This is a genomic window from Lentibacillus halophilus, assembly GCF_055395055.1.
Map to the genome: position 1 here is coordinate 2,175,295 of NZ_AP043750.1, position 20,872 is coordinate 2,196,166.

Below are 20,872 nucleotides of genomic sequence, written 5' to 3' on the forward strand. Positions count from 1 at the left end.
GGAGGATGTCGATATGATATCAGTGAATGATTTTAAAACGGGATTAACTATTGAAGTGGATAATGATATTTGGCAGGTTATTGATTTTCAGCATGTCAAACCAGGCAAAGGCGCTGCATTTGTCAGATCCAAACTTCGGAATTTACGGAGCGGAAATATTCAGGATAAGACGTTCCGGGCGGGTGAGAAAGTGAATCGTGCTCATATTGAAAGCAGCAAGATGCAATATCTGTATGCATCAGGCGATACGCATGCCTTTATGGATACCGACACGTATGAGCAGTTGGAACTGCAAACCAGTCAAATCGAAGACGAACTCCAGTTTATGAAGGAAAACATGGAAGTGACGGTCACCTCATATGAAGGGGAAATTATCGGTGTTGATCTTCCGAAAAACGTGGAATTAACGGTGGCTGAAACAGAGCCGGGTGTCAAAGGTGATACAGCAAGTGGTGGAACGAAGCCGGCCACCCTTGAGACGGGGTATGTTGTACAGGTCCCATTTTTCATTAATCAGGGCGATGTATTGCTCATCAGCACGTCCGAAGGCAAATACGTATCCAGAGCTTAATACTCTGTAAAGAGAACGGTCCTCAAAACAAAGGGCCGTTTTTTTTATGATGGTACAAAGTCATAATTCAAAGGAGCAGTCATATATTTGAGTAATAAGCTATTGTTAAAGCGAGGACATGCTATGGAAGAAATATTACGATTGTTTCCCGAACGAATAAGACAGGCCATCGATCATAAAGCCGCAAACCAATGGGGCTTTATTCAGGAAATACGTTTTCGGATTCAACAGCCTGTGGAACTGATTTTTGATGATCACACCGAGTGGATAGGGCACGTGCGACCGGACCGGAAAGACAGTTTATTTGTTGTGAATCAACTTAGTGAGTTTTCCTTATACCGCATGGAAGATGAACTCCGGGAAGGTTATGTAACGATTGAAGGTGGTCACCGTGTCGGACTATCAGGTAAAGTAAATACGATGCATGGACAGGTGAAAGCTATCCAGCATATTGCTTCCTTTAATATCCGGATTGCCAAACAAAAAATTGGTGCTGCCAAATCATTTATCCCATATCTGTACCGGAATCATTACGTCAATACGCTTCTGATCGGCCCGCCGCAAACAGGAAAAACGACGCTTATTCGTGATATATCTCGTCTGATCGGAACGGGATGGGGGAATGCCCGTGCTCGAAAAGTCTGCATCGTGGACGAGCGTTCGGAAATTGCCGGATCCAAAAAAGGCATTCCACAGCATGAGTTGGGCGTACGGACCGACGTTATGGATGCCTGTCCTAAAAAGGAAGGCATGATGATGATGATCCGATCGATGTCACCAGAAATTTTGATTGTTGATGAAATAGGAAGTACATCTGATGCCCAGGCGCTTATGGAGGCTGTTAATGCCGGCGTAACAGTAATCTGCACTATTCACGGAGAATCATTGATGGAATTGAAAAAACGTCCCTCACTTCAACCATTATTTGAATACGACGTCTTTGAGCGGTTTGTCTTGTTGAATAGAGATAAACGACCCGGAGATATCCATCGTATTTATAATCAAAAGGAAGAGAACCTGTTGACGAAATCGGGGGGCTTCAAAGATGAAGTGGATTGGCGCGCTTCTTTTTATCGCCACAACAACGCTGATCGGATTTGAAATCAGTCGAACATTCCATGAAAGGCCCAAACAAATACGACAAATGAAAAATGCTTTGCAAATTTTGGAGGCCGAAATTTTATACAGTCAGCTGCCTCTGCCGGAAGCTTTTGAAACGATATCTAAGCAAATACCGGAGCCCATAAGCACGTTTTTTTATAACATGCACATTTCCGTGCATGAGGCAGGGATGGACTTATATAACGTCTGGGACCGATGTGTTAATGATTTGCTGGAAACATCATCGCTGTCTGCCATTGAAGGGGAAATTATCAAGCAGTTTGGAAGAACACTCGGTCAGCATGACTTCGATCACCAGCAAAAGCAGATTCATTTAACCATCAATCATTTGGACCGGCAATTGGAAGAGGCGAGAGAAAATCAATTCAAATACGGAAAAATGGCGAAAAGCTTGGGCGTATTGTGTGGTTTATTTGTCGTGTTGCTGTTGATTTAGATGGGAAAGGAGCACACTTAATGTCTATTGATGCATCCATACTATTTCAAATTGCTGGCATAGGGATAATTGTTGCATTTATTCACACCATTTTGAAACAAATGGGAAAAGAAGACATGGCCCATTTTGCAACCGTTGTAGGTTTTGTCATTGTCATGGTCATGGTTGTTCAACAACTGGCAGACCTGTTTCAGCAGATAAAATCGGTATTCCTTTTCCAGGGGTAGTGCGTAATGGATATCATACAAATTGTCATCATTGGTATCATTGCGAGCATTCTTTATATAATCCTGAAAGATATTAATGCGTCCTACGCTTTTTTATTGGTCGTTATTACCGGAATTATGATTTTTCTTGTTGTCATTAAGGAAATCGGAGCGATTTTTCGGCTGATTGAATCGCTCGGTACGAAAGCAAACGTTGATGGAATGTATATGAAGACCATTCTAAAAATCATTGGCATTGCCTACATTGCTGAGCTTGGGGCAAATTTGACCAAGGATGCCGGGCTTGCTTCTGTGGCAGCAAAAATTGAAATGGCTGGAAAAATATTTATTCTGCTGTTGGCTATACCGATCATCAGTGCGCTGGCCGAAGCAATTATGCGCTTTGTCTCATCCGTATAGGCGTTGTCCGGAAAAGAGGTGATGTGCTCTGTGAAACAGACGAAATGGGCGATAAGTGTCTTGTTTATTTTGTTGGTATTCCTGATTGGACAACCAGTTTCAGCCGAAAAGAATCAGAGTGAAAAAAAGCCCTCTGAGATGGAGGATACACTGTTAAACGATATTTCTCTTGATGGAATTCGGTCGTTCTGGAACACGCTTGAACATGAGTATGGCGGCTATGTCCCCGAACTAGAAAAGACAAGCATTTATGAGTTCATTAAGCAGGATGGTTCGTTTTCCATTAAAAGTATATTATGGGGCTTTGTTGAGTTTTTGCTGCACGAGCTTTTTTTGAACGGAAAGCTCCTCGGCAAATTGTTAATACTAACGTTGTTTTCTGTTATTTTACAAACCATTCATACAGCTTTTGAACAAACTACTGTCAGTAAAATAGCGTACTATATTGTCTATATTGTTTTGATTTTCCTCGCGTTGAACAGTTTTTACGTAGTTGTTTCTTATGCCAGTGATGCCGTTAATACCATGAGTAGTTTCATGATAGCCCTTCTTCCTTTGATGTTAAGCATTATGGCAACGCTTGGAAATGTCGTGACGGTGGCTTTTTTTCAGCCAGTTATTGTATCGCTTATTCATTTGAGCGGGGTTCTCGTATCAAAGTTTATACTGCCTTTATTGTTTTTATCCGCCTTGTTGCTGATTGTCAGCACGTTAAATGATAACTACAGCGTATCCAAACTCGCGAATTTGATGAAACAGGTTGCCATGGGCACACTCGGCATTTTTTTAACGATCTTTGTCGGTGTCATGTCTGTTCAGGGAGCAACCAGTGCTGTACAGGATGGCGTGGCGATGAAAACGACCAAATTTATTACTGGAAACTTTATCCCCGTTGTCGGTCGAGCGTTTACTGATGCAGCTGATACGATTTTAAGCGCTTCACTACTTTTGAAAAATGCTGTTGGTATGGCTGGTGTGCTCATTATAGTTTTTATTGCTATATTCCCGGCAATCAAAATTTTTGCCATCGCACTTATCTATAAACTGGCGGCGGCTATATTGCAGCCCGTCGGGGATGGGCCGGTCATTTCCATTATGGATACGATCAGCAAGTATATAGTGTTTATTCTCGCATCGTTACTGGTTGTAACATTCATGTTTTTCCTTGCCATCGTTATCTTGGTGGCCGCAAGCAATATAACCATTCTGCTGCGTTAGGGGGCGTAACAATGGGCGCTTTGGTTGATTGGGTTACACAGATTATCCTGTTTTTACTGTTAGCATCTGTGGTCGACCTTATGATTCCGGCAACATCGATGAAGAAATACATCAAATTGATTGTTGGGCTGATCTTGATTCTTATTTTTTTGAAACCTGTATTCTATTTGTTTGATATGGACGTTAAACGTGCCCTGCAAGCCTCTTATACGGAAATGATGAATGAACAGCCGGAAAAAAAAGATCTTGAAAACACGATGGAAATGAAAAAAAGTGAAATACAAACCTCTCAGCGTGCATATATTGGTAAACAAATGGCTGTCCAATTAAAACAATTGGCGAATGAGCCCCTTGAGAAAAATTATGAGCAGCAAATTGCGTCTATTGACCCTCAATTTGCGAAAGAGGTGGATGATACGGATGAAGCCATGAAAAAGAAAATTGAACACATAACGGTTTATCTGAAAAAACCACAAACAGAAGAAGAGGAAGGGGAAGGGGGAGTCGCAGTTGTTGAAAATGTTGTCATAGATGGGGATAAACCGGAATCAGATGAAAACGGCATCGACACGAATGGAATTAAGAATTTATTACACGATGTATGGGGCATAGACAAGGAAAAAATGACCATCGCAAGGGAGGGAGAGCCATCGTGAAGAAATACTTGCAAAAGCTTCTCGGAATGTCAGGGGGCACAGGCAAACCTTCCAAAAAAGCCGGATATATCCTTGTTATTGGTTTAATTGGACTGCTGCTGCTTATTGTAGGAAATGTATTTTCCTCAACATCAAAACAAGACCCGTCCATTAGTGAAGAAATTCCGGGAGAGGTGAAAGAGGAGTCCACGGATGAAACAATGCTGGACAAGTCCAAGTCGTCCAGTTCCGGCGTCAAAGAAATTGAAACAAATTATGAGGAGGATCTCCGTGAACTGCTGAATAAGATACAAGGTGTTTCAGAGGCCGAAGTCATGGTCAATTTGAACTCCAGCAAGGTCAAGGTTTACGAAAAAAATCTGATCAAAAGTCAGCAATCAACCGAGGAAACAGATACAAACGGCGGTGAGAGAGATATAGAAGAAAATTCTGAGGAAACAGAAACTGTTCTGGTGCGACAAGGAGATAAAGAAGTGCCGCTCCTTATCCAGACAAAAAAGCCGGATGTCAGGGGGGTGTTTGTTGTTGCGAAGGGAGTTGATCATAAAAGTGTTGAAAAATGGGTGATGGAAGCTGTTTCCCGGGTGCTCGGTGTACCTGCACATAGAGTATCGGTAATGCCAAAAAATTAGGAGGGTGTAACGATGTTAAAAAAACAAACGGTATGGCTTTTAACAATGCTGAGTTTAATGATTGTGTTGAGTGTCTACTATATGACCTCCCCAAGCAGTGGCGATCTCGCTTACTTGCCTGAAGACGATGATTCCGCGGAGGAAACAGCCTCCGATGCGTCAGAAAATGATGACACAGACAAAAACGATAGTGGCGCCAATGTTGATGACATCTCCAACCTGGAAGAAAATCAGCTTTTCACATCGATTCGTATGGAAATCCGGGAAGAGCGCAGTGCGGCTAAAGAGCGGCTGGATGACGTCGTTGCTTCGAGTTCCGCAAGTATGGACGAGAAAAACGAGGCAAAAAACAAAATAAATAGGATGGAGGAAATATCCAGAAAAGAAAAAATGCTTGAACAATCAATTATTGCCTCTGCTGACTACAACGATGTGCTTGTACGTCATGAAGACGACCAAGTTTTCGTTCACGTAAAAGATAAAGAAAACCTTTCCAATTCTGAAGTGGTCAATATGATGCAAATGGTTCGCGATGAATTCGGAAACATTGAAGTGAAGGTGGATAATCAAGCAATGAATAAATGATGGCATGAATGATAACCGGGTGTATACAGACGCCCGGTTATTTTAATGAGAACAGGGACAAGAGACCGATTTGCCCAGATGTCCATAATTGTCTATTATCATACCGAAAGTCGTTCCGTTCTGGTTGCAGTATGGAATAAAGTTATCGTAAAATGTTAAGAGAAGTTAACAGTATCTATTATCAAACTGTTGTAAACGAAAGGGTGCCAGTAATGCTGAAGATACAAGAATTGCGTGAATTAATAAAAATCGTTGACGAGTCGGCCATTGACGAATTTTCTTATGAAGAAGAAGGAACCTCCGTTACCCTGAAAAAATCTGGTAACGGGACAACTGTTCCAACGGAGCCTACATCACCGGTGGAATACCGTGCTGAACCGATCAAACAGACCGCGCCTGAAACAGATGCTATGTCGGAAGAGCGTCCGGTAAAAGAACAATCGGATGCAGACAATAAGACGGATGATTCTGACCATGAAATTGTTTCTCCCATGGTGGGAACGTTTTATGCGTCACCGAATCCGGAAAGCGATTCTTACGTAACAACCGGTTCCGAGGTTAAAAACGATACCGTTGTCTGCATTGTAGAGGCAATGAAACTGTTTAATGAAATTGAAGCAGAAACAACAGGTGACATTACAGAAATTCTTGCAGAAGATGGTGAGTTGGTTGAATATGGACAACCGCTATTTCGAGTGAAGAAAAAGTAAGGGGATGTTTCGGGTGATCAATAAACTTCTGATTGCAAATAGGGGCGAAATTGCGGTGCGGATAATCCGCGCATGTCAAGAGATGGGCATTTCGACAGTAGCGGTCTATTCGGAGGCGGATAAAGACGCACTTCACGTGCAAATGGCAGATGACGCCTACTGTATAGGCCCCGCACTGAGCAAAGAGAGCTACTTGAATTTCACAAACATCATGAGTGTTGCCACATTGACCGAAGTTGATGCCATTCATCCCGGTTATGGTTTTTTGGCAGAAAACGCTGATTTTGCTGAGATATGTAAGGCATGCAATATTACGTTTGTGGGCCCTGCTGCGGAGTCCATTCAAAAAATGGGTGTGAAAGATGTGGCTCGTGAAACGATGAAAAAGGCAGGTGTTCCGACTGTACCCGGCTCGGAAGGGATTATTGAAAATGAGGAAGAGGCGATCAGACTTGCCGGGGAAATCGGGTATCCGGTTATTATCAAAGCGACTGCAGGTGGTGGCGGAAAGGGCATCCGTGTTGCCAAAAACCAGGATGAGTTAATAAAAGGCATTCGTGTGACCCAGGAAGAAGCTGAAAAATCGTTCGGTAATCCTGGCGTCTATTTGGAAAAATTCATCGAGGATTTCCGTCATGTGGAAATACAGGTTCTGGCCGACAAATATGGCCATGTTCTACACTTGGGTGAACGCGATTGTACCATCCAACGACGGTTGCAAAAATTAATTGAGGAAGCACCCTCACCAGCCATAACACCGGAGACTCGTGAAAAAATGGGCGAAGCAGCTGTAAAAGCCGCCAAAGCGGTTGATTATGTCGGTGCCGGCACCATCGAATTTATTTTTGACAGAAAAACCGCGGATTTTTATTTTATGGAAATGAATACACGAATACAGGTTGAACATCCGGTAACTGAAATCATCACCGGTATTGATTTGATTAAAGAACAGATAAACGTCGCAAACAATGAACCGTTGCCATTTCAACAGAACGATATTAACGTTAGTGGGTGGGCCGTGGAATGCCGTATCAACGCGGAGGATCCGTTTAAAGATTTCATGCCATCACCCGGGAATATAACGATGTACCTTGCTCCCGGTGGTCCCGGTGTCCGCAATGACTCAGCAGCATATCCGGGTTATCGCATTCCCCCGTTTTACGATTCCATGGTTGCGAAACTTATTGCGTACGGAGAAAATCGTGAAGAAGCTATCCAAAGAATGAAACGTGCACTCGATGAATTTGTTGTTGAAGGGGTTCACACAACGATTGCTTTCCACCGGGAAATTATGGATCATCCCGTTTTTGTGGATGGCGACTTCAACACCAATTTTCTGCAAGATAATCCCATACTGAAAAAGGATGATGGAGACTATGAGTGAACAGCCTTTGTTAAACGTCAGTGACGATGAAAGTTTGGGAACGGTCGAGATTGCACCGGAAGTGATTGAAGTCATAACAGGTATTGCTGCGTCTGAGGTGAAAGGTGTCTCGGAAATGCGCGGCAATTTTGCAACCGGTGTTGTGGAGCGATTCGGAAAAAAATCACATGGTAAAGGCGTTAAGGTAGACCTTACGGAAAATGGCATTTTGATTGATTTATTCGTGGTTCTGAATTTCGGTGTGTCCATCCCAAAAACAGCACAGGAATTGCAGGAAAATATTCGACACACATTAAAAACAATGACGGCGCTGGAAATGGATGAGATTAATGTTCACGTCGTTGGTATCCAAATGGAGAACACAAACGAGGGTGAATGAGTTCATGTGCCAAAAAGGAGGATGGGATAAGTAATTTGTTTTGTTTTTTCCCATCCTCCTTTGCTTGTGTCTAGCTTTTCCGCTTAAAGCCGTGTTATGATTTCATCAAGATACGAATTCAAAGGAGTTATGGATGATGAACCGGCATGCAGCAAGAGAGAACGCATTTCAAATACTGTTTCAGCTGGATATGAATGATAAGCAACCTGAACAGGCAATGAAAGACTACTTGGAGACATTGGAGATCGATCCATTTATCCATACGCTCGTCGAAGGAGTGGCAGCGAACAAACAGGCCGTCGATGATATCATTGCCGCCAAATTGGAACATTGGTCTATTGAACGAATTGCTTCGGTGGAGCGAGCCGTATTACGTATTGCTGTTTACGAAATCCGTTGGCAGGAAGATGTTCCTGTTAATGTATCGATTAACGAAGCCGTGGAACTGGCCAACGTGTATGGCGATGACAAGTCCGGAAAGTTCGTCAATGGGGTTCTTTCCAAACTTACAGTATAAACGACTGAAGGAAAGGAGATGGGGTTTATGACCGCCATTGAAATGAATGGAAAAGATCTGTCGCAAAAAGTCAGGTCGGATATAGCTGAGGACGTGCAGCAACTGAAAGAAAAAGGTATCACGCCACATTTAACGGTAATTATTATTGGTGACGACCCGGCTTCCAAATCTTACGTGCGGGGTAAAGAAAAAGCTTGTTCAGAAACAGGTATGTCCTCTGATATCATTGAATTGCCATCCTCTACGACGGAAAAGGACCTTCTGACCCGGATAGATGGACTTAACAAGGATGAAACGGTACACGGTATTTTGGTACAACTTCCGCTTCCCGACCATATCAATGAGCAAAACGTGATTGAATCCATCAGCCCGACAAAAGATGTGGACGGTTTTCATCCCATTAATGTTGGCAAATTAATGACCGGACAAAGCACTTTTCTGCCATGTACACCATATGGCATTATAACGATGCTCAACGCCTATGATGTGACGATAGAGGGTAAGCATGCTGTGGTGCTCGGGCGAAGCAATATTGTCGGAAAACCTGTCGGCCAGTTACTCCTGAATGACAATGCCACGGTAACGTACTGCCATTCAAGAACGAAAAACGTGACGGCCTTTACGCAGGAAGCTGACATCCTTATTTTAGCAACGGGACGAGCCAATAGTATTCGCGGCGAACATGTCAAAAGCGGTGCAGTCGTCGTTGATGTCGGTATTAACCGAATGGAGGACGGTACCCTGTCAGGAGATGCCGATTTTCCGTCGGTGGCTGAGAAAGCATCACTGATTACACCTGTTCCCCGGGGCGTGGGACCGATGACTATTACGATGTTGCTAAAAAATACCATTACGGCTGCTGAAGGATTGGATGCAGTTGGTAAATAGTTACTTAACCGTCACTGCGCTTACGAAATATATCAAACGGAAATTCGAATCAGACGCTCATTTGAAAGATATTTGGCTTCAAGGCGAAATATCCAATTTTAAACATCATAGTCGAGGGCATATGTATTTGACGATTAAAGATGATAACGCACGCATACAAGCTGTCATGTTTGCCGGGAATAACCGTCGTCTCAAATTCACACCCGAAAATGGCATGAAAGTGTTGATTAAAGGAGAAATCGGTGTATTCGAACCATTTGGCCAGTATCAATTGTATATACAGCAAATGGAACCGGATGGCCTTGGATCTCTCTATATGGCGTATGAGCAGCTGAAGGAAAAGCTACATAAACTGGGTTATTTTGATGAGACATACAAACAACCAATCCCCGCCTATCCACGGCATATTGGAATTATGACATCTCCAACAGGTGCTGCCGTACGTGACATAATTACGACTCTAAAACGACGGTACCCCATTGCTCAAACAACCGTCGTCCCGGTGCTTGTCCAGGGTTCCAATGCAACGGAATCGATTGCTGATGCGATTAAACGAGCAAATGAAAAAGATGTGTTCGACCTCCTGATAGTTGGGAGAGGAGGTGGATCTATCGAAGAATTGTGGGCTTTCAATGAAGAAATAACAGCCCAAGCGATTTTTAATTCGTCCATTCCGGTCATATCTGCTGTTGGACATGAAACCGACACGACCATCAGTGATTATGTGGCTGATGTCCGAGCCCCCACCCCGACAGGTGCAGCCGAAATAGCTGTGCCTTCCCAACTTGAACTTATCGAAAAACTGGATAATTCGCGGCGGTATTTAACCAACATGATGAATCAATGGATATCCCATGCTGGACAACATTTAAACCGGGTAAAGCAATCTTACGCATTCCGTTATCCAGAGCAACTGATGAAACAGAAAGAACAGGAACTGGATAAACAGGTTGATCGACTGGAAAAAATGGCGGATATGAAATGGCGGTTAAAGCGGGATGCTTTTGTGCAGATGAATACAAGATTAGCGGCGTCCCATCCGAAACAACAATTGTCCTATGCAGAAAAAGAGTTGGGGCAGTATCAGAAACAGCTGAAAGATCGGATGAACAGCTATTTGGAAAAAAATACGGATAGACTTCAAACAGCTATTGAAAAATTATCCCTGCTAAGCCCATTGGAGACGATGAAACGTGGCTATGCTATTACGTATCATTCGGCCGGCGGGCTGGTCAAGTCTGTCGATCACGTATCGTTGAACGATCATATTGCCGTGAAACTCGCGGATGGGTCACTCGATTGTCATGTAATGGATAAAAAGGAGGAGACCGATGGAGCAGGAGAATAAACTCTCATTTGAAGAGGCCATGCTTGAGCTTGAAAAAATTGTGGAAAAGCTCGAGAAGGGTGATGTGCCGTTAGAAAAAGCAATCACTTATTATCAGGAAGGGATGAAACTTTCCAAGGTGTGCAGCGATAAATTGACCGATGTACAGAAAAAAATGACACAAATCATGAATGATCAAGGCGAACTGGAAACCTTTAATATACAAGGGGATGAATAAGGGTGCAACAGGAGCTGAACGATTTCATGGATGAACAAAAAATAGCTATTGAACAGGAATTGCATTACCGATTGACCAATCTGGATATCCCGGAACGACTGAAAGATTCGATGCTTTATTCGGTTGAAGCCGGTGGAAAGCGACTCCGGCCTGTCCTTTTGCTCGCAGCTCATCGAGCATACAGCCATGGATCGGACGCACCATTCGGGCCGGCCATTGCTCTGGAAATGGTTCACACGTATTCACTTATACATGATGATCTGCCCGCTATGGACAATGACGATGTGCGGCGCGGACAGTCGACAAATCATAAGAAGTATGATGAAGCGACAGCAATTTTAGCTGGAGATGCATTGCTGACATATAGTTTTGAAATGATTGCCGGTGACCCGGGACTGACGGATAACCAAAAAGCGTCTATAACAACGTCCTTTACACAAGCAAGCGGTCCAAAAGGAATGGTGGCCGGGCAAATACTTGATATGAAAGCTGAGGACAGGGAAATCACCCTGGATGAGTTAGAACACATTCACATACTGAAAACAGGAGCACTGCTTCGTTTTGCCGTCAGTACTGGAGCTTATCTTGGCGGTGCCGATTCTGGGCAAATAAGACACCTTGACACATTTGCCTACTATCTTGGCTTAATATTTCAAGTGCAGGATGACATTTTGGATGTGACTGGTGAAGCGGAGAAACTTGGAAAGCCGGTCGGGAGCGATGCAGTTAATGATAAGAATACGTATCCCAAAATTCTTGGTTTGGACGGTGCCATTCGGAAAAAATTCGACTACGTGAAACAGGCGAAAGAAGCCTTAAATCAAGCCGGGGCCAAATCTACTTATCTTTCTATGCTCACCGATTATTTCAGTACAAGAGATTATTAATCGATCGTAGCCATCTTTTATTTTTTATGGTATAATACAATTATAAATGGAGTGGTGCAGTATTCTAGTCGGTCCTCCGTTCCTGAAGGCGGGCCTAAAAATCCGCCAAAGGGCATATCGATGAAGTTCCTTGTGCTGGCTTGAGGCGCCCAGCCTTGGGTCAGTGCTGGGAGTTAAGGTTTTCGGGCGATCCACAAAGGCATGTGGGCGTTGACCCGATTACCGTGGAGGCCCATATCTGTAATGGAGTCTAAGCCTAGGCTCCGTTATGGAATGGGGTATGAACCTGTATAATAGGGTGTGGGAGCCTTATTTGCAGCGTAGCCTGCCTTGAGTGGTGGTGAGGGGATTAGAGCACACACCATGGCTTTATCCGGGCGGCCACCGGTTAGGTTATGTATTCTCTATGAAATCATCACTGCAAAAGAGGCTAAGGAACGGTCAAAGGCTGTCGAGGAAAACTCCTAGACTGCTCAAAGGACATTTGAAAGGGATTATAGTGCGGACTCAGTGGTAATCCAGTCCGACTTTCCGGTGACGGGGTCGAGATGGATTTAAAGGGGAACCGCCTCTATGGCAACATGGGGTATCCATCTGGGAAAACCTACTGGACCTAAGCCGCAGTTTTTACCTTTCAAATGACCATTCCTTCTCTACATATTTTTAAAAATCCGAGGTTAATATGAAACCGCAAACTAAAAAATCGCTTCATTTCAGTGTTACTATAGCCGTTATCACGTTCGTGTTAGCGGCTATTTTTTCAGTGGTGTCCGAATCCATTTTAAGCAATGTGATTTGGGTATTGGGACTGGTCATTGTTTTTATCATTGTATGCATTGGTGTTACGTTTGATATGCTTGGAATTGCTGCTACTGCCGCTAATGAAAAGCCTTTTCATGCCATGGCTGCTGAAAAGATTACCGGTGCCAAGGAGTCTGTTAAAATTATCCGCAACGCTGATAAATTTGCTAGTTTTTGTAATGACGTAATCGGTGACATATCAGGTGTTGTTAGTGGTACTGCATCAGCAACTGTCGTCCTGCAGCTTGCAGAAATTTTTGGAAAGGGTGAGGGATCCGAACTTCAAATTATTTTGTCAGTTGTGCTTACCAGCTTGGTTGCTGCTTTAACAGTGGGTGGAAAAGCAGTCGGGAAGTACGCTGCGATCAATAGCTCCACATCCCTTATTTTCTTTGCAGGAAAAATGGTTGCATTTTTGGAAGGACGTTTGAAAATAAGAGTTCTCCCGAATAATAATAATAAAACTGGAAGAAACAAATAATTTCCGTTATTTTACAGAAGAAAAGGAAATAAAAATGAGCAAAAAACGTTTAGATGTGTTGTTGGTAGAGCGGGGGTTCATTGATACAAGAGAAAAAGCAAAACGAATGATTATGGCTGGCCTCGTTTTCTCCAATCAAACCCGTTTGGACAAGCCGGGCATAAAAGTAAATGAATCCATGTCTTTGACAATAAAAGGAAAAAGCATCCCTTACGTGGGACGAGGTGGGTTAAAACTTGAAAAAGCCATCGACCAATTTTCATTATCGCTAAAAAACAGCATTTTTATGGATATTGGGTCATCGACTGGCGGGTTTACGGATTGCGCCCTTCAGAATGGTGCCCAGTTAAGCTATGCTATTGATGTTGGCTACAACCAATTGGATTGGAAATTACGCAATGATGACCGGGTTATCGTCATGGAACGGACCAATTTCAGGTATGTTACACTGGACATGCTTAATAATGGGAAACCGGATATGGTAGCCATTGATGTTTCATTTATTTCGTTGAGACTTATCCTCCCTGTATTGAAGCTGCTTTTGCCACCGGGAAGCGATATTATAGCACTCATTAAACCGCAATTTGAAGCCGGGCGGGAACAGGTAGCGAAAAAAGGCATTGTTCATGATAAAAACGTGCATTTGGACGTTCTTAAAAACATAACGGATTATGCCCGCCGGGAAGGTTACCAGTTGATCGATTTGACGTATTCACCGGTAACCGGCGGTGATGGAAATATCGAATTTTTAGTCCATTTTGGATGGGATAAAATGGAAGACATGACTAAAATAACGCCCGACTTAAATAATATGGTGGAGGATGCCCACTGTGATCTCAGGGAGAATCGACAGCCAGAGACGAAAAAGGAATAACCTCAGGGAATCCATTTTTAATGGAGGTTTTTATGAGCAAACTTCAGCGCCATATTAAAATACGTGAATTGATAACAGAAAAAGAAATTGAAACGCAGGATGAACTGGCCGATCAGCTCCGGTCCGCTGGTTATGATGTAACACAGGCAACCGTTTCACGCGACATAAAGGAACTTCATCTGGTTAAGGTTCCATCGCTCACTGGAAATTATAAGTACAGTCTGCCGGCGGATAATCGTTTCCATCCGCTTGATAAATTAAAACGCTTAATCCGGGATGTTTTTGTCAAAATGGAGTATACAAGTCATTTTATTGTATTAAAGACCTTGCCTGGCAATGCGCATGCCCTCGGTGCTCTTATCGACAATTTGGAATGGGATGAAATTATGGGAACGATCTGCGGAGATGACACGTGTTTGATTATTTGCAGAAAACCGGAAGATCCGGCCATTGTCCATGACCGTTTTTTAGATATGCTGTGAACAGTGAGGTGACGCATGTGCTGACAGAACTGTCGATACAGGATTTTGCCATTATTGACGAAATATCCATTACATTTGATGAAGGATTAACGGTCCTTACTGGTGAAACAGGAGCAGGAAAATCGATTATCATCGACGCCCTTAAACTGTTGGCCGGCGGAAGAGGGTCAGTGGAATATGTCCGGCATGGAACAAACAAGGCTCAAATGGAAGGGTTGTTTACGCTGGACGACAATCATGGAACATTGTACGATATCGCCGATCAGTATGGAATTGACATCCAGGATAATATGATGGTATTGAACCGAGTGATTACGTCAGGCGGTAAAAGTATCTGCAGAGTGAACGGTAAATTAGTCACCCTTGCGATTTTAAGGGAGTTTGGAAAGCGCCTGATTGATATACATAGCCAGCATGAAACTCAATCATTGATGGAACCGGATAATCATATCCGATTGCTTGATATGTACAGTGAAAACCAACTCACACCAACAAAGCATGAATATGCTCGCTTATATGAAAAATTGTCATCACTGCAAAGCCGGTATAAAGAACTGAGTGCCAATGAGCAAGAAATGTCACAGCGATTAGATTTATTGCAATTTCAACAGAATGAAATTAAGCAGGCGAATCTGGTTCCTGACGAGGATATACAACTTGAAGAGGAACGGAGCCAACTTGCGAATTTTGAACGTATCTATAATGGTCTGCTGGATGCTTATAATGCTCTTTACGGTGAAGAGAGAGGTACTGAATGGTTGAACACGGCAAGTCAGGCGCTTCAGAATAGCAAAGACTATGACACGTTTATTGCTGAAAAAGCTGAAGAATTATCCAATCATTATTTCTTGGTGGAGGAACTGATGTATGATATCCGTAATTATGCAGATTCCCTGCATTATGATCCGGAACGTCTGAATGAAGTTGAATCCAGGTTAAATGAAATCGATCGGTTGAAAAAAAAGTACGGTTCTTCGGTAAATGATATTTTGGAGTACCTTGCTCATATTGAAGAAGAAATTGAGCAGCTTACTGACAAGGATACACATTTGGCAAAATTGGAAGAACAAATAAGGGAAACATATCAGGATGCTTATCTGGAAGCCAAAGAGCTCCATGATTTGCGTCAAAAATTAGCACAGTCCTTAACCACTCAGATACATGAAGAATTGGCGGATCTTTATTTGGAAAAAACGTACTTTTCCATCGCCTTTGAGGTTAAACCCGATACAGAATCAGGAAATGACGTTAAATTGCATCAAAATGGATTTGATTACGTTCAGTTTCTTATCTCCGCCAATCCCGGAGAACCACTTAAACAACTGCATAAAGTCGCTTCCGGTGGTGAATTGTCACGGATGATGCTAGCTTTAAAAAAACTTTTCGCCAAACATCAAGGTGTCACTAGTGTTATTTTTGATGAAGTTGACACCGGTGTCAGTGGACGAGTTGCGCAGGCCATTGCCGAAAAAATTTATCAAATTTCACGGCAATCACAAGTGCTATGCATCACCCATTTGCCTCAAGTGGCAGCCATGGCCGACATTCACAAGCTGATTGAAAAGCATGAAAAAGACGACCGAACAGCCACTGTCGTCGACGAACTGAATGAATATGGAAAAATGGACGAGTTGAGCCGGATGATTACCGGAACGGAATTAACAGAAACAACGAAAGAACATGCTAAAGAAATGCTTGAATTGGCTTCCAAATATAAACGGAAAAATTGAATTGGTTTGCAAAAAACCGACACATGAAAAGCTGGTGTTTTTTTGAAAGGAAAAGATACACAGCTTTTCTTTTTTTTCACCAGTTTAAAACAGGTACGGTTCGGTCAAATTAGAAGTACAAAGAAAAAATAATGGTTTGGGGTTGGCCGAGGAGAGTGAATTGGGTGAAGCAGCAACACAGTAACATTCGAATATGGCTAGGCATTTTTCTTTTAACAGCTGTATTGGCACTGCCTTTTATAAAACCAGTTCAGCAGTACCTTTCCATTCCGGACAAGGTTGTCACATTTTCTGACACCGCATCACCTTTGGATATACCTGCACTCGGCACCAATGTAACGATTAATTCCTCTGGAGACAGCGTCCAAGCAACGGATTCATCTGTATTTTATCCGGATAAGCAAGGAAATAGTCAACTTATGTATGAAGCAGCTGGAATTCCGCTTAAAAAAGTGGATGTTTCTGTCCTTGAAGATATTCGGGTTGTGCCCGGCGGACAGTCCATTGGTGTACAACTTCATACATTAGGGGTGTTAGTCGTTGGACATCATCAAGTTAAAAGTGAGGATGGCGAGAAGTCTCCTGGCGAGGAAGCCGATATACAGGTGGGGGATGTCATTTTAAAAATAAATGGTGAAAAAATAAAAGATATGAACGATGTCAAGCCTTTGGTTAAAGAAGCCGGAAAGAACAACGAAGAGCTTGAACTGACCATTAAGCGGGATAATGAGAAAAAGGAAACGACTTTGGATCCCATCAAAAATGAAAAAACAGATAGGTTTCAAATTGGATTGTATATACGTGATTCAGCAGCTGGTATTGGCACGATGACATTTTATGATCCGGAGACGAAAAATTATGGAGCACTTGGCCATGTGATATCGGATATGGATACACAAAAGCCAATTGAAATCCATAATGGATCTATTGTCCGTTCTGATGTGACGTCGATTGAAAAGGGCAATAACGGAACACCAGGAGAGAAGCAGGCAAAGTTCTCTGTAAATGATAAAGAAATCGGAAATATTACGAAGAACAGCCCCTTTGGTATTTTCGGGAAACTGAATAAACCGATTAAGAAAAATGGCGAATACGACAAACCAATGCCAATTGCATTATCGAACCAGGTGGAAGAAGGACCCGCTAAGATACTGACCGTGCTCGATGGAGAAAAAGTGGAAGCGTTTGATGTGAAGGTTGTCAGCAGCGTTCCACAAAAGTTTCCCGCTAAAAAAGGAATGGTTATTCAAATCACCGATGAGCGCCTTCTGAATGAAACAGGAGGTATTGTGCAAGGCATGAGTGGCAGTCCGATCATTCAGGACGACAAAATCATTGGTGCGGTCACACACGTTTTTGTTAATGATCCGACGAGTGGTTACGGTGTTCATATTGAATGGATGTTGCAGGAAGCCGGAATTGAAGTCAAAAGCCCGTCGGAGAAGGATAAAGATAAAGCAAGTTAAACAAAGCTTGTTATAGGGAGCTGTATTCCTATAACAAGCTTTTTTAATGACATTGAACCCATTTCGACAAAAAATGTCAAAAATGATCGAATCAACATAAAAATTGAAGAAAAAATGATCTAATCTAAGCAAAAGTAAAAAAATATAAAGTTTTTCAAATAAAAAAAGGATATTTGGAACTTGTGTCGAATATAGTGCATAAGAAAAATCGAATTTTTAAGGAGGAAACAACGTGGATAAAGATAAAATTTCAGTTTGCTTAGTTGATGATAACAGAGAACTCATTCAATTAATGGAAGAATACTTTGAAGATCAGGCAGACATCGATGTCACAGGGATTGCCCATGATGGACGGGAGTGTCTGGAAATGCTTGAGGAAAAAGAGCCTGATGTTCTTATTTTGGATATTATAATGCCTCATATTGATGGCCTCGGTGTATTAAATACGATTCGTGGAAGTGAAAATAACAATGATCTGAATGTCATTATGCTGACGGCTTTTGGTCAGGAAGAAGTTATGAAAAAAGCGGTTGATCTTGGCGTGTCCTATTTTATTCTTAAGCCATTTGAATTGGATAATCTGGCCGAGCAAATACGGCAAGTTTCCGGAGAAGGGGTGAATTCAGTTCATCCGCCGGCGTCAAAGAAACCCGCAGGCAAAGAACGCAAAAAGAAGGATTTGGAAGCAAGCATTACGAATATTATTCATGAAATTGGCGTACCGGCACATATCAAAGGTTATATGTACTTACGAGAAGCCATTACGATGGTTTATAATGATATTGAGTTGCTTGGTTCCATTACGAAGGTTCTTTATCCGGACATAGCTAAAAAGTACAATACGACGTCTTCCCGTGTAGAGCGTGCCATTCGTCATGCCATTGAGGTAGCCTGGAGTCGTGGAAATATTGAATCCATCTCAGCTTTGTTCGGATATACTGTAAATATTTCAAAGGCAAAACCGACCAATTCTGAATTCATAGCCATGGTGGCCGACCATCTTCGGCTGGAACATAAAGCAAGTTAATAAAAAACTGTATGTGCTGTTTGCACATACAGTTTTTTTATCCGAAATATGTCTCGTATAATGATTGTATCGCTTGATGAAGTTTGTTGGCTTTTATGCCAAACATCATGGAAACTTCGGAAGACCCCTGATTAATCATTTCAATATTAACATTGGCACCTGACAATGCTGAAGCTGCCTTATTGGCAATCCCTATTGTATTATTCATACCTTCTCCGACAACCATAATCATGGCAAAGTTGTGATCAATGGAAATCATATCAGGATTCAGTTCATTTTTAATCCGTCTGATGACCGTTTCTTCTTTGTTGGGCGTCAGTTGTGTTTCGCGAAAAATGACGGACATGTCATCGATTCCAGATGGAGCATGTTCAAATGAAATATTTTCTTCTTCCAGTATTTGCAGCAATTTCCGTCCAAACCCAACCTCACGATTCATTAAATATCTACTGATGTATAAACTCGCAAAGCCTGTATCACTGGCGATTCCAACGACACATTTTTCTTGTGGCATCTTATCGGCGACAATCATGGTTCCGGGAGAATCTGGATTGCCAGTATTTTTAATGCACACGGGAATCTTCGCTTCGAATGCAGGAAGCAGTGCTTCATCATGGAAAACGGAGAACCCGGCGTAAGAAAGTTCGCGCATTTCCCTATATGTCAATGTGCTTATTTCTTTCGGGTTATCGACAATGGTCGGATTAACGGTATAAACCGAATTGACATCAGTGAAATTTTCGTATAAATCGGCATTCACACCTGCAGCCACGATGGATCCGGTAATGTCCGATCCTCCTCTGGGAAATGTCATTAACTGTCCTTCTTTTGTAAAACCGAAAAAACCAGGTATGACAATAATGTTCTCTTGTGTGCGCAAACGGCTTAGTGCGTCAAAGCTTTCCTGCAAAATGCGTGCTTGCCCCGGCTCATTGCTGACGATAATTCCAGCATCTTTTGGACTCATGTAAACCGCTTGATAACCTTCTGTCCTAAGGTAAGCACTAATCAGTTTAGCGGAACTATCCTCGCCGACGGATTTTAAAGCGTCCATTTTCATATGTTCTGGCTGATCGCTTGCAAGAATTTGCTCGATTGTCTGTTTAATGTCATCAACAATATCTGAAGAAATCGAGAGCTCTTCTGCAATGGAAGAAAATCGGTTCAGGATTTTTTCTTTAAGTTCTCCGGTCGGTTCATTGGCAAAGGTTGCATTGCCCATTGCGATAAGCAAATCCGTTACTTTAGAATCATCTTTAAAGCGTTTGCCAGGTGCGGAAACGACCATTATTTTTCTATCCGGATCACTGGTGATGATGGATGTGATTTTTTTAATTTGTTCGCCGCTTGCTGCGGAAGTTCCTCCAAATTTTGCCACTTTCATAAACATCGCTCCATAACTTAATAGGATAAAAACTGACGAACTATGTCATTTTTTCCCTGTTTTTTTATCTTTCCACTTTTTCCTATCCCGGTGAATGATAAATCCGCCAATAAATGCCAAACCGCCGAGAAACAGCAACAAACCGGAAACAAACTGGATTCCCTGATTCATAAAGACCGGGATGAATGTATTAAACAGCGTGTCACGCATAAGTTTAATACCAATTGCCGACATCAAGCCGGGAATGACGAGCAGAAGCACGGCGATAATACGGATCATGTCTTTTCTCCTTTAATGCGTACATGCTGACTTGCCAAGTATAGCAACAAGTATAGCAAATGGCTGAAAAAATGGAAACAGAATGCACCGTATTTCTTTATATAGTGCATCTTTTTGGTTGGAAATTTGCATGCAAGTTATTGTTTGTTTACAATTATATAATCGAGTATAC

25 protein-coding genes are annotated in these 20,872 nt (G+C 42.4%); 23 read left to right on the plus strand and 2 right to left on the minus strand.

Annotated elements, in window-relative coordinates:
- The first annotated feature begins 13 nt into the window (after positions 1 to 13).
- From efp to spo0A, 23 genes are all read left to right on the plus strand, one after another.
- Positions 14 to 571, plus strand: coding sequence for an elongation factor P (efp, locus tag ACZ5Q7_RS10710; RefSeq protein WP_343752908.1), 558 nt, complete (start codon positions 14 to 16; stop codon positions 569 to 571).
- Positions 572 to 694: 123 nt separating this feature from the next.
- Complete coding sequence (gene spoIIIAA, locus ACZ5Q7_RS10715; protein WP_343752910.1) at positions 695 to 1,672, plus strand: stage III sporulation protein AA; 978 nt, start codon at positions 695 to 697, stop codon at positions 1,670 to 1,672.
- Positions 1,617 to 2,129 (plus strand): stage III sporulation protein SpoIIIAB, encoded by a 513-nt coding sequence (gene spoIIIAB / locus ACZ5Q7_RS10720; RefSeq protein ID WP_343752912.1) that lies wholly within the window; start codon positions 1,617 to 1,619, stop codon positions 2,127 to 2,129. Before spoIIIAA ends, spoIIIAB begins: the two co-directional genes overlap by 56 nt.
- A gap of 20 nt (positions 2,130 to 2,149) precedes the next feature.
- A complete protein-coding gene (gene spoIIIAC, locus ACZ5Q7_RS10725) occupies positions 2,150 to 2,356 on the plus strand; it encodes a stage III sporulation protein AC (protein WP_343752914.1) in 207 nt (68 codons plus the stop codon).
- Positions 2,357 to 2,362: 6 nt separating this feature from the next.
- The gene (gene spoIIIAD / locus ACZ5Q7_RS10730; RefSeq protein WP_343752916.1) at positions 2,363 to 2,755 is read left to right on the plus strand and encodes a stage III sporulation protein AD; all 393 of its coding nucleotides are present in this window, start codon (positions 2,363 to 2,365) and stop codon (positions 2,753 to 2,755) included.
- 21 nt (positions 2,756 to 2,776) lie between these two features.
- Positions 2,777 to 3,973, plus strand: a complete 1,197-nt coding sequence (gene spoIIIAE / locus ACZ5Q7_RS10735; RefSeq protein ID WP_343752919.1) for a stage III sporulation protein AE — start codon at positions 2,777 to 2,779, stop codon at positions 3,971 to 3,973.
- An 11-nt stretch (positions 3,974 to 3,984) separates the two neighbouring features.
- A complete protein-coding gene (gene spoIIIAF / locus ACZ5Q7_RS10740; RefSeq protein ID WP_343752921.1) occupies positions 3,985 to 4,629 on the plus strand; it encodes a stage III sporulation protein AF in 645 nt (214 codons plus the stop codon).
- Complete coding sequence (gene spoIIIAG / locus ACZ5Q7_RS10745; protein WP_343752923.1) at positions 4,626 to 5,261, plus strand: stage III sporulation protein AG; 636 nt, start codon at positions 4,626 to 4,628, stop codon at positions 5,259 to 5,261. The genes spoIIIAF and spoIIIAG overlap by 4 nt, the downstream gene beginning before the upstream one ends.
- Before the next feature lie 12 nt (positions 5,262 to 5,273).
- Positions 5,274 to 5,846, plus strand: coding sequence for a SpoIIIAH-like family protein (locus tag ACZ5Q7_RS10750; RefSeq protein WP_343752925.1), 573 nt, complete (start codon positions 5,274 to 5,276; stop codon positions 5,844 to 5,846).
- A gap of 212 nt (positions 5,847 to 6,058) precedes the next feature.
- Positions 6,059 to 6,556, plus strand: coding sequence for an acetyl-CoA carboxylase biotin carboxyl carrier protein (gene accB / locus ACZ5Q7_RS10755; protein ID WP_343752927.1), 498 nt, complete (start codon positions 6,059 to 6,061; stop codon positions 6,554 to 6,556).
- A gap of 13 nt (positions 6,557 to 6,569) precedes the next feature.
- A complete protein-coding gene (gene accC / locus ACZ5Q7_RS10760) occupies positions 6,570 to 7,940 on the plus strand; it encodes an acetyl-CoA carboxylase biotin carboxylase subunit (protein WP_343752929.1) in 1,371 nt (456 codons plus the stop codon).
- Entirely contained in the window at positions 7,933 to 8,319 is a 387-nt protein-coding gene (locus tag ACZ5Q7_RS10765; RefSeq protein WP_343752931.1) for an Asp23/Gls24 family envelope stress response protein, read from the plus strand. Before accC ends, ACZ5Q7_RS10765 begins: the two co-directional genes overlap by 8 nt.
- Positions 8,320 to 8,455: 136 nt before the next feature.
- On the plus strand, positions 8,456 to 8,836 hold the full coding sequence (gene nusB, locus ACZ5Q7_RS10770) for a transcription antitermination factor NusB (protein WP_343752933.1): 381 nt from the start codon (positions 8,456 to 8,458) through the stop codon (positions 8,834 to 8,836).
- A 27-nt stretch (positions 8,837 to 8,863) separates the two neighbouring features.
- Positions 8,864 to 9,724, plus strand: coding sequence for a bifunctional methylenetetrahydrofolate dehydrogenase/methenyltetrahydrofolate cyclohydrolase FolD (gene folD / locus ACZ5Q7_RS10775; protein WP_343752934.1), 861 nt, complete (start codon positions 8,864 to 8,866; stop codon positions 9,722 to 9,724).
- A complete protein-coding gene (xseA, locus tag ACZ5Q7_RS10780; protein ID WP_343753722.1) occupies positions 9,714 to 11,072 on the plus strand; it encodes an exodeoxyribonuclease VII large subunit in 1,359 nt (452 codons plus the stop codon). Before folD ends, xseA begins: the two co-directional genes overlap by 11 nt.
- Positions 11,056 to 11,289, plus strand: a complete 234-nt coding sequence (locus ACZ5Q7_RS10785; protein WP_343752935.1) for an exodeoxyribonuclease VII small subunit — start codon at positions 11,056 to 11,058, stop codon at positions 11,287 to 11,289. Before xseA ends, ACZ5Q7_RS10785 begins: the two co-directional genes overlap by 17 nt.
- Before the next feature lie 2 nt (positions 11,290 to 11,291).
- Positions 11,292 to 12,176 carry a polyprenyl synthetase family protein gene (locus ACZ5Q7_RS10790; protein ID WP_343752936.1) on the plus strand — a complete coding sequence of 295 codons (885 nt, stop codon included), beginning with the start codon at positions 11,292 to 11,294 and terminating at the stop codon, positions 12,174 to 12,176.
- A gap of 682 nt (positions 12,177 to 12,858) precedes the next feature.
- Entirely contained in the window at positions 12,859 to 13,458 is a 600-nt protein-coding gene (locus ACZ5Q7_RS10795) for a hypothetical protein (protein ID WP_343752938.1), read from the plus strand.
- Positions 13,459 to 13,486: 28 nt separating this feature from the next.
- Positions 13,487 to 14,332: a TlyA family RNA methyltransferase gene (locus tag ACZ5Q7_RS10800; RefSeq protein WP_425542383.1), complete on the plus strand. Its 846-nt coding sequence runs from the start codon at positions 13,487 to 13,489 to the stop codon at positions 14,330 to 14,332.
- A gap of 32 nt (positions 14,333 to 14,364) precedes the next feature.
- The gene (gene ahrC, locus ACZ5Q7_RS10805; RefSeq protein ID WP_343752942.1) at positions 14,365 to 14,814 is read left to right on the plus strand and encodes a transcriptional regulator AhrC/ArgR; all 450 of its coding nucleotides are present in this window, start codon (positions 14,365 to 14,367) and stop codon (positions 14,812 to 14,814) included.
- 17 nt (positions 14,815 to 14,831) lie between these two features.
- Positions 14,832 to 16,544: a DNA repair protein RecN gene (gene recN / locus ACZ5Q7_RS10810; RefSeq protein WP_343752944.1), complete on the plus strand. Its 1,713-nt coding sequence runs from the start codon at positions 14,832 to 14,834 to the stop codon at positions 16,542 to 16,544.
- 131 nt (positions 16,545 to 16,675) lie between these two features.
- Complete coding sequence (gene spoIVB, locus ACZ5Q7_RS10815) at positions 16,676 to 18,010, plus strand: SpoIVB peptidase (protein ID WP_343752946.1); 1,335 nt, start codon at positions 16,676 to 16,678, stop codon at positions 18,008 to 18,010.
- 292 nt (positions 18,011 to 18,302) lie between these two features.
- Entirely contained in the window at positions 18,303 to 19,037 is a 735-nt protein-coding gene (gene spo0A / locus ACZ5Q7_RS10820) for a sporulation transcription factor Spo0A (protein WP_464433199.1), read from the plus strand.
- A 37-nt stretch (positions 19,038 to 19,074) separates the two neighbouring features.
- Here the strand turns inward: spo0A and ACZ5Q7_RS10825 are convergent, their stop codons facing one another.
- Both ACZ5Q7_RS10825 and ACZ5Q7_RS10830 read right to left on the minus strand, forming a co-directional pair.
- The gene (locus ACZ5Q7_RS10825; RefSeq protein ID WP_343752950.1) at positions 19,075 to 20,421 is read right to left on the minus strand and encodes an aspartate kinase; all 1,347 of its coding nucleotides are present in this window, start codon (positions 20,419 to 20,421) and stop codon (positions 19,075 to 19,077) included.
- Between the two features lie 45 nt (positions 20,422 to 20,466).
- Positions 20,467 to 20,700 carry a DUF2627 family protein gene (locus ACZ5Q7_RS10830; protein ID WP_343752952.1) on the minus strand — a complete coding sequence of 78 codons (234 nt, stop codon included), beginning with the start codon at positions 20,698 to 20,700 and terminating at the stop codon, positions 20,467 to 20,469.
- Positions 20,701 to 20,872 lie beyond the last annotated feature (172 nt).

Excerpts from the sequence above, each read along its gene's own strand:
- ACZ5Q7_RS10825 (WP_343752950.1), bottom strand. The coding sequence starts at position 20,421 with ATGAAAGTGGCAAAATTTGGAGGAACTTCCGCAGCAAGCGGCGAACAA.
- ACZ5Q7_RS10795 (WP_343752938.1), top strand. The coding sequence starts at position 12,859 with ATGAAACCGCAAACTAAAAAATCGCTTCATTTCAGTGTTACTATAGCC.
- spoIIIAE (WP_343752919.1), top strand. The coding sequence starts at position 2,777 with ATGTGCTCTGTGAAACAGACGAAATGGGCGATAAGTGTCTTGTTTATT.
- spoIVB (WP_343752946.1), top strand. The coding sequence starts at position 16,676 with ATGGTTTGGGGTTGGCCGAGGAGAGTGAATTGGGTGAAGCAGCAACAC.
- spo0A (WP_464433199.1), top strand. The coding sequence starts at position 18,303 with ATGGAAGAATACTTTGAAGATCAGGCAGACATCGATGTCACAGGGATT.
- nusB (WP_343752933.1), top strand. The coding sequence starts at position 8,456 with ATGAACCGGCATGCAGCAAGAGAGAACGCATTTCAAATACTGTTTCAG.
- ahrC (WP_343752942.1), top strand. The coding sequence starts at position 14,365 with ATGAGCAAACTTCAGCGCCATATTAAAATACGTGAATTGATAACAGAA.
- ACZ5Q7_RS10765 (WP_343752931.1), top strand. The coding sequence starts at position 7,933 with ATGAGTGAACAGCCTTTGTTAAACGTCAGTGACGATGAAAGTTTGGGA.
- efp (WP_343752908.1), top strand. The coding sequence starts at position 14 with ATGATATCAGTGAATGATTTTAAAACGGGATTAACTATTGAAGTGGAT.
- ACZ5Q7_RS10785 (WP_343752935.1), top strand. The coding sequence starts at position 11,056 with ATGGAGCAGGAGAATAAACTCTCATTTGAAGAGGCCATGCTTGAGCTT.
- accB (WP_343752927.1), top strand. The coding sequence starts at position 6,059 with ATGCTGAAGATACAAGAATTGCGTGAATTAATAAAAATCGTTGACGAG.
- ACZ5Q7_RS10750 (WP_343752925.1), top strand. The coding sequence starts at position 5,274 with ATGTTAAAAAAACAAACGGTATGGCTTTTAACAATGCTGAGTTTAATG.
- spoIIIAC (WP_343752914.1), top strand. The coding sequence starts at position 2,150 with ATGTCTATTGATGCATCCATACTATTTCAAATTGCTGGCATAGGGATA.
- spoIIIAD (WP_343752916.1), top strand. The coding sequence starts at position 2,363 with ATGGATATCATACAAATTGTCATCATTGGTATCATTGCGAGCATTCTT.
- spoIIIAF (WP_343752921.1), top strand. The coding sequence starts at position 3,985 with ATGGGCGCTTTGGTTGATTGGGTTACACAGATTATCCTGTTTTTACTG.
- ACZ5Q7_RS10830 (WP_343752952.1), bottom strand. The coding sequence starts at position 20,700 with ATGATCCGTATTATCGCCGTGCTTCTGCTCGTCATTCCCGGCTTGATG.
- spoIIIAA (WP_343752910.1), top strand. The coding sequence starts at position 695 with ATGGAAGAAATATTACGATTGTTTCCCGAACGAATAAGACAGGCCATC.
- folD (WP_343752934.1), top strand. The coding sequence starts at position 8,864 with ATGACCGCCATTGAAATGAATGGAAAAGATCTGTCGCAAAAAGTCAGG.
- spoIIIAB (WP_343752912.1), top strand. The coding sequence starts at position 1,617 with ATGAAGTGGATTGGCGCGCTTCTTTTTATCGCCACAACAACGCTGATC.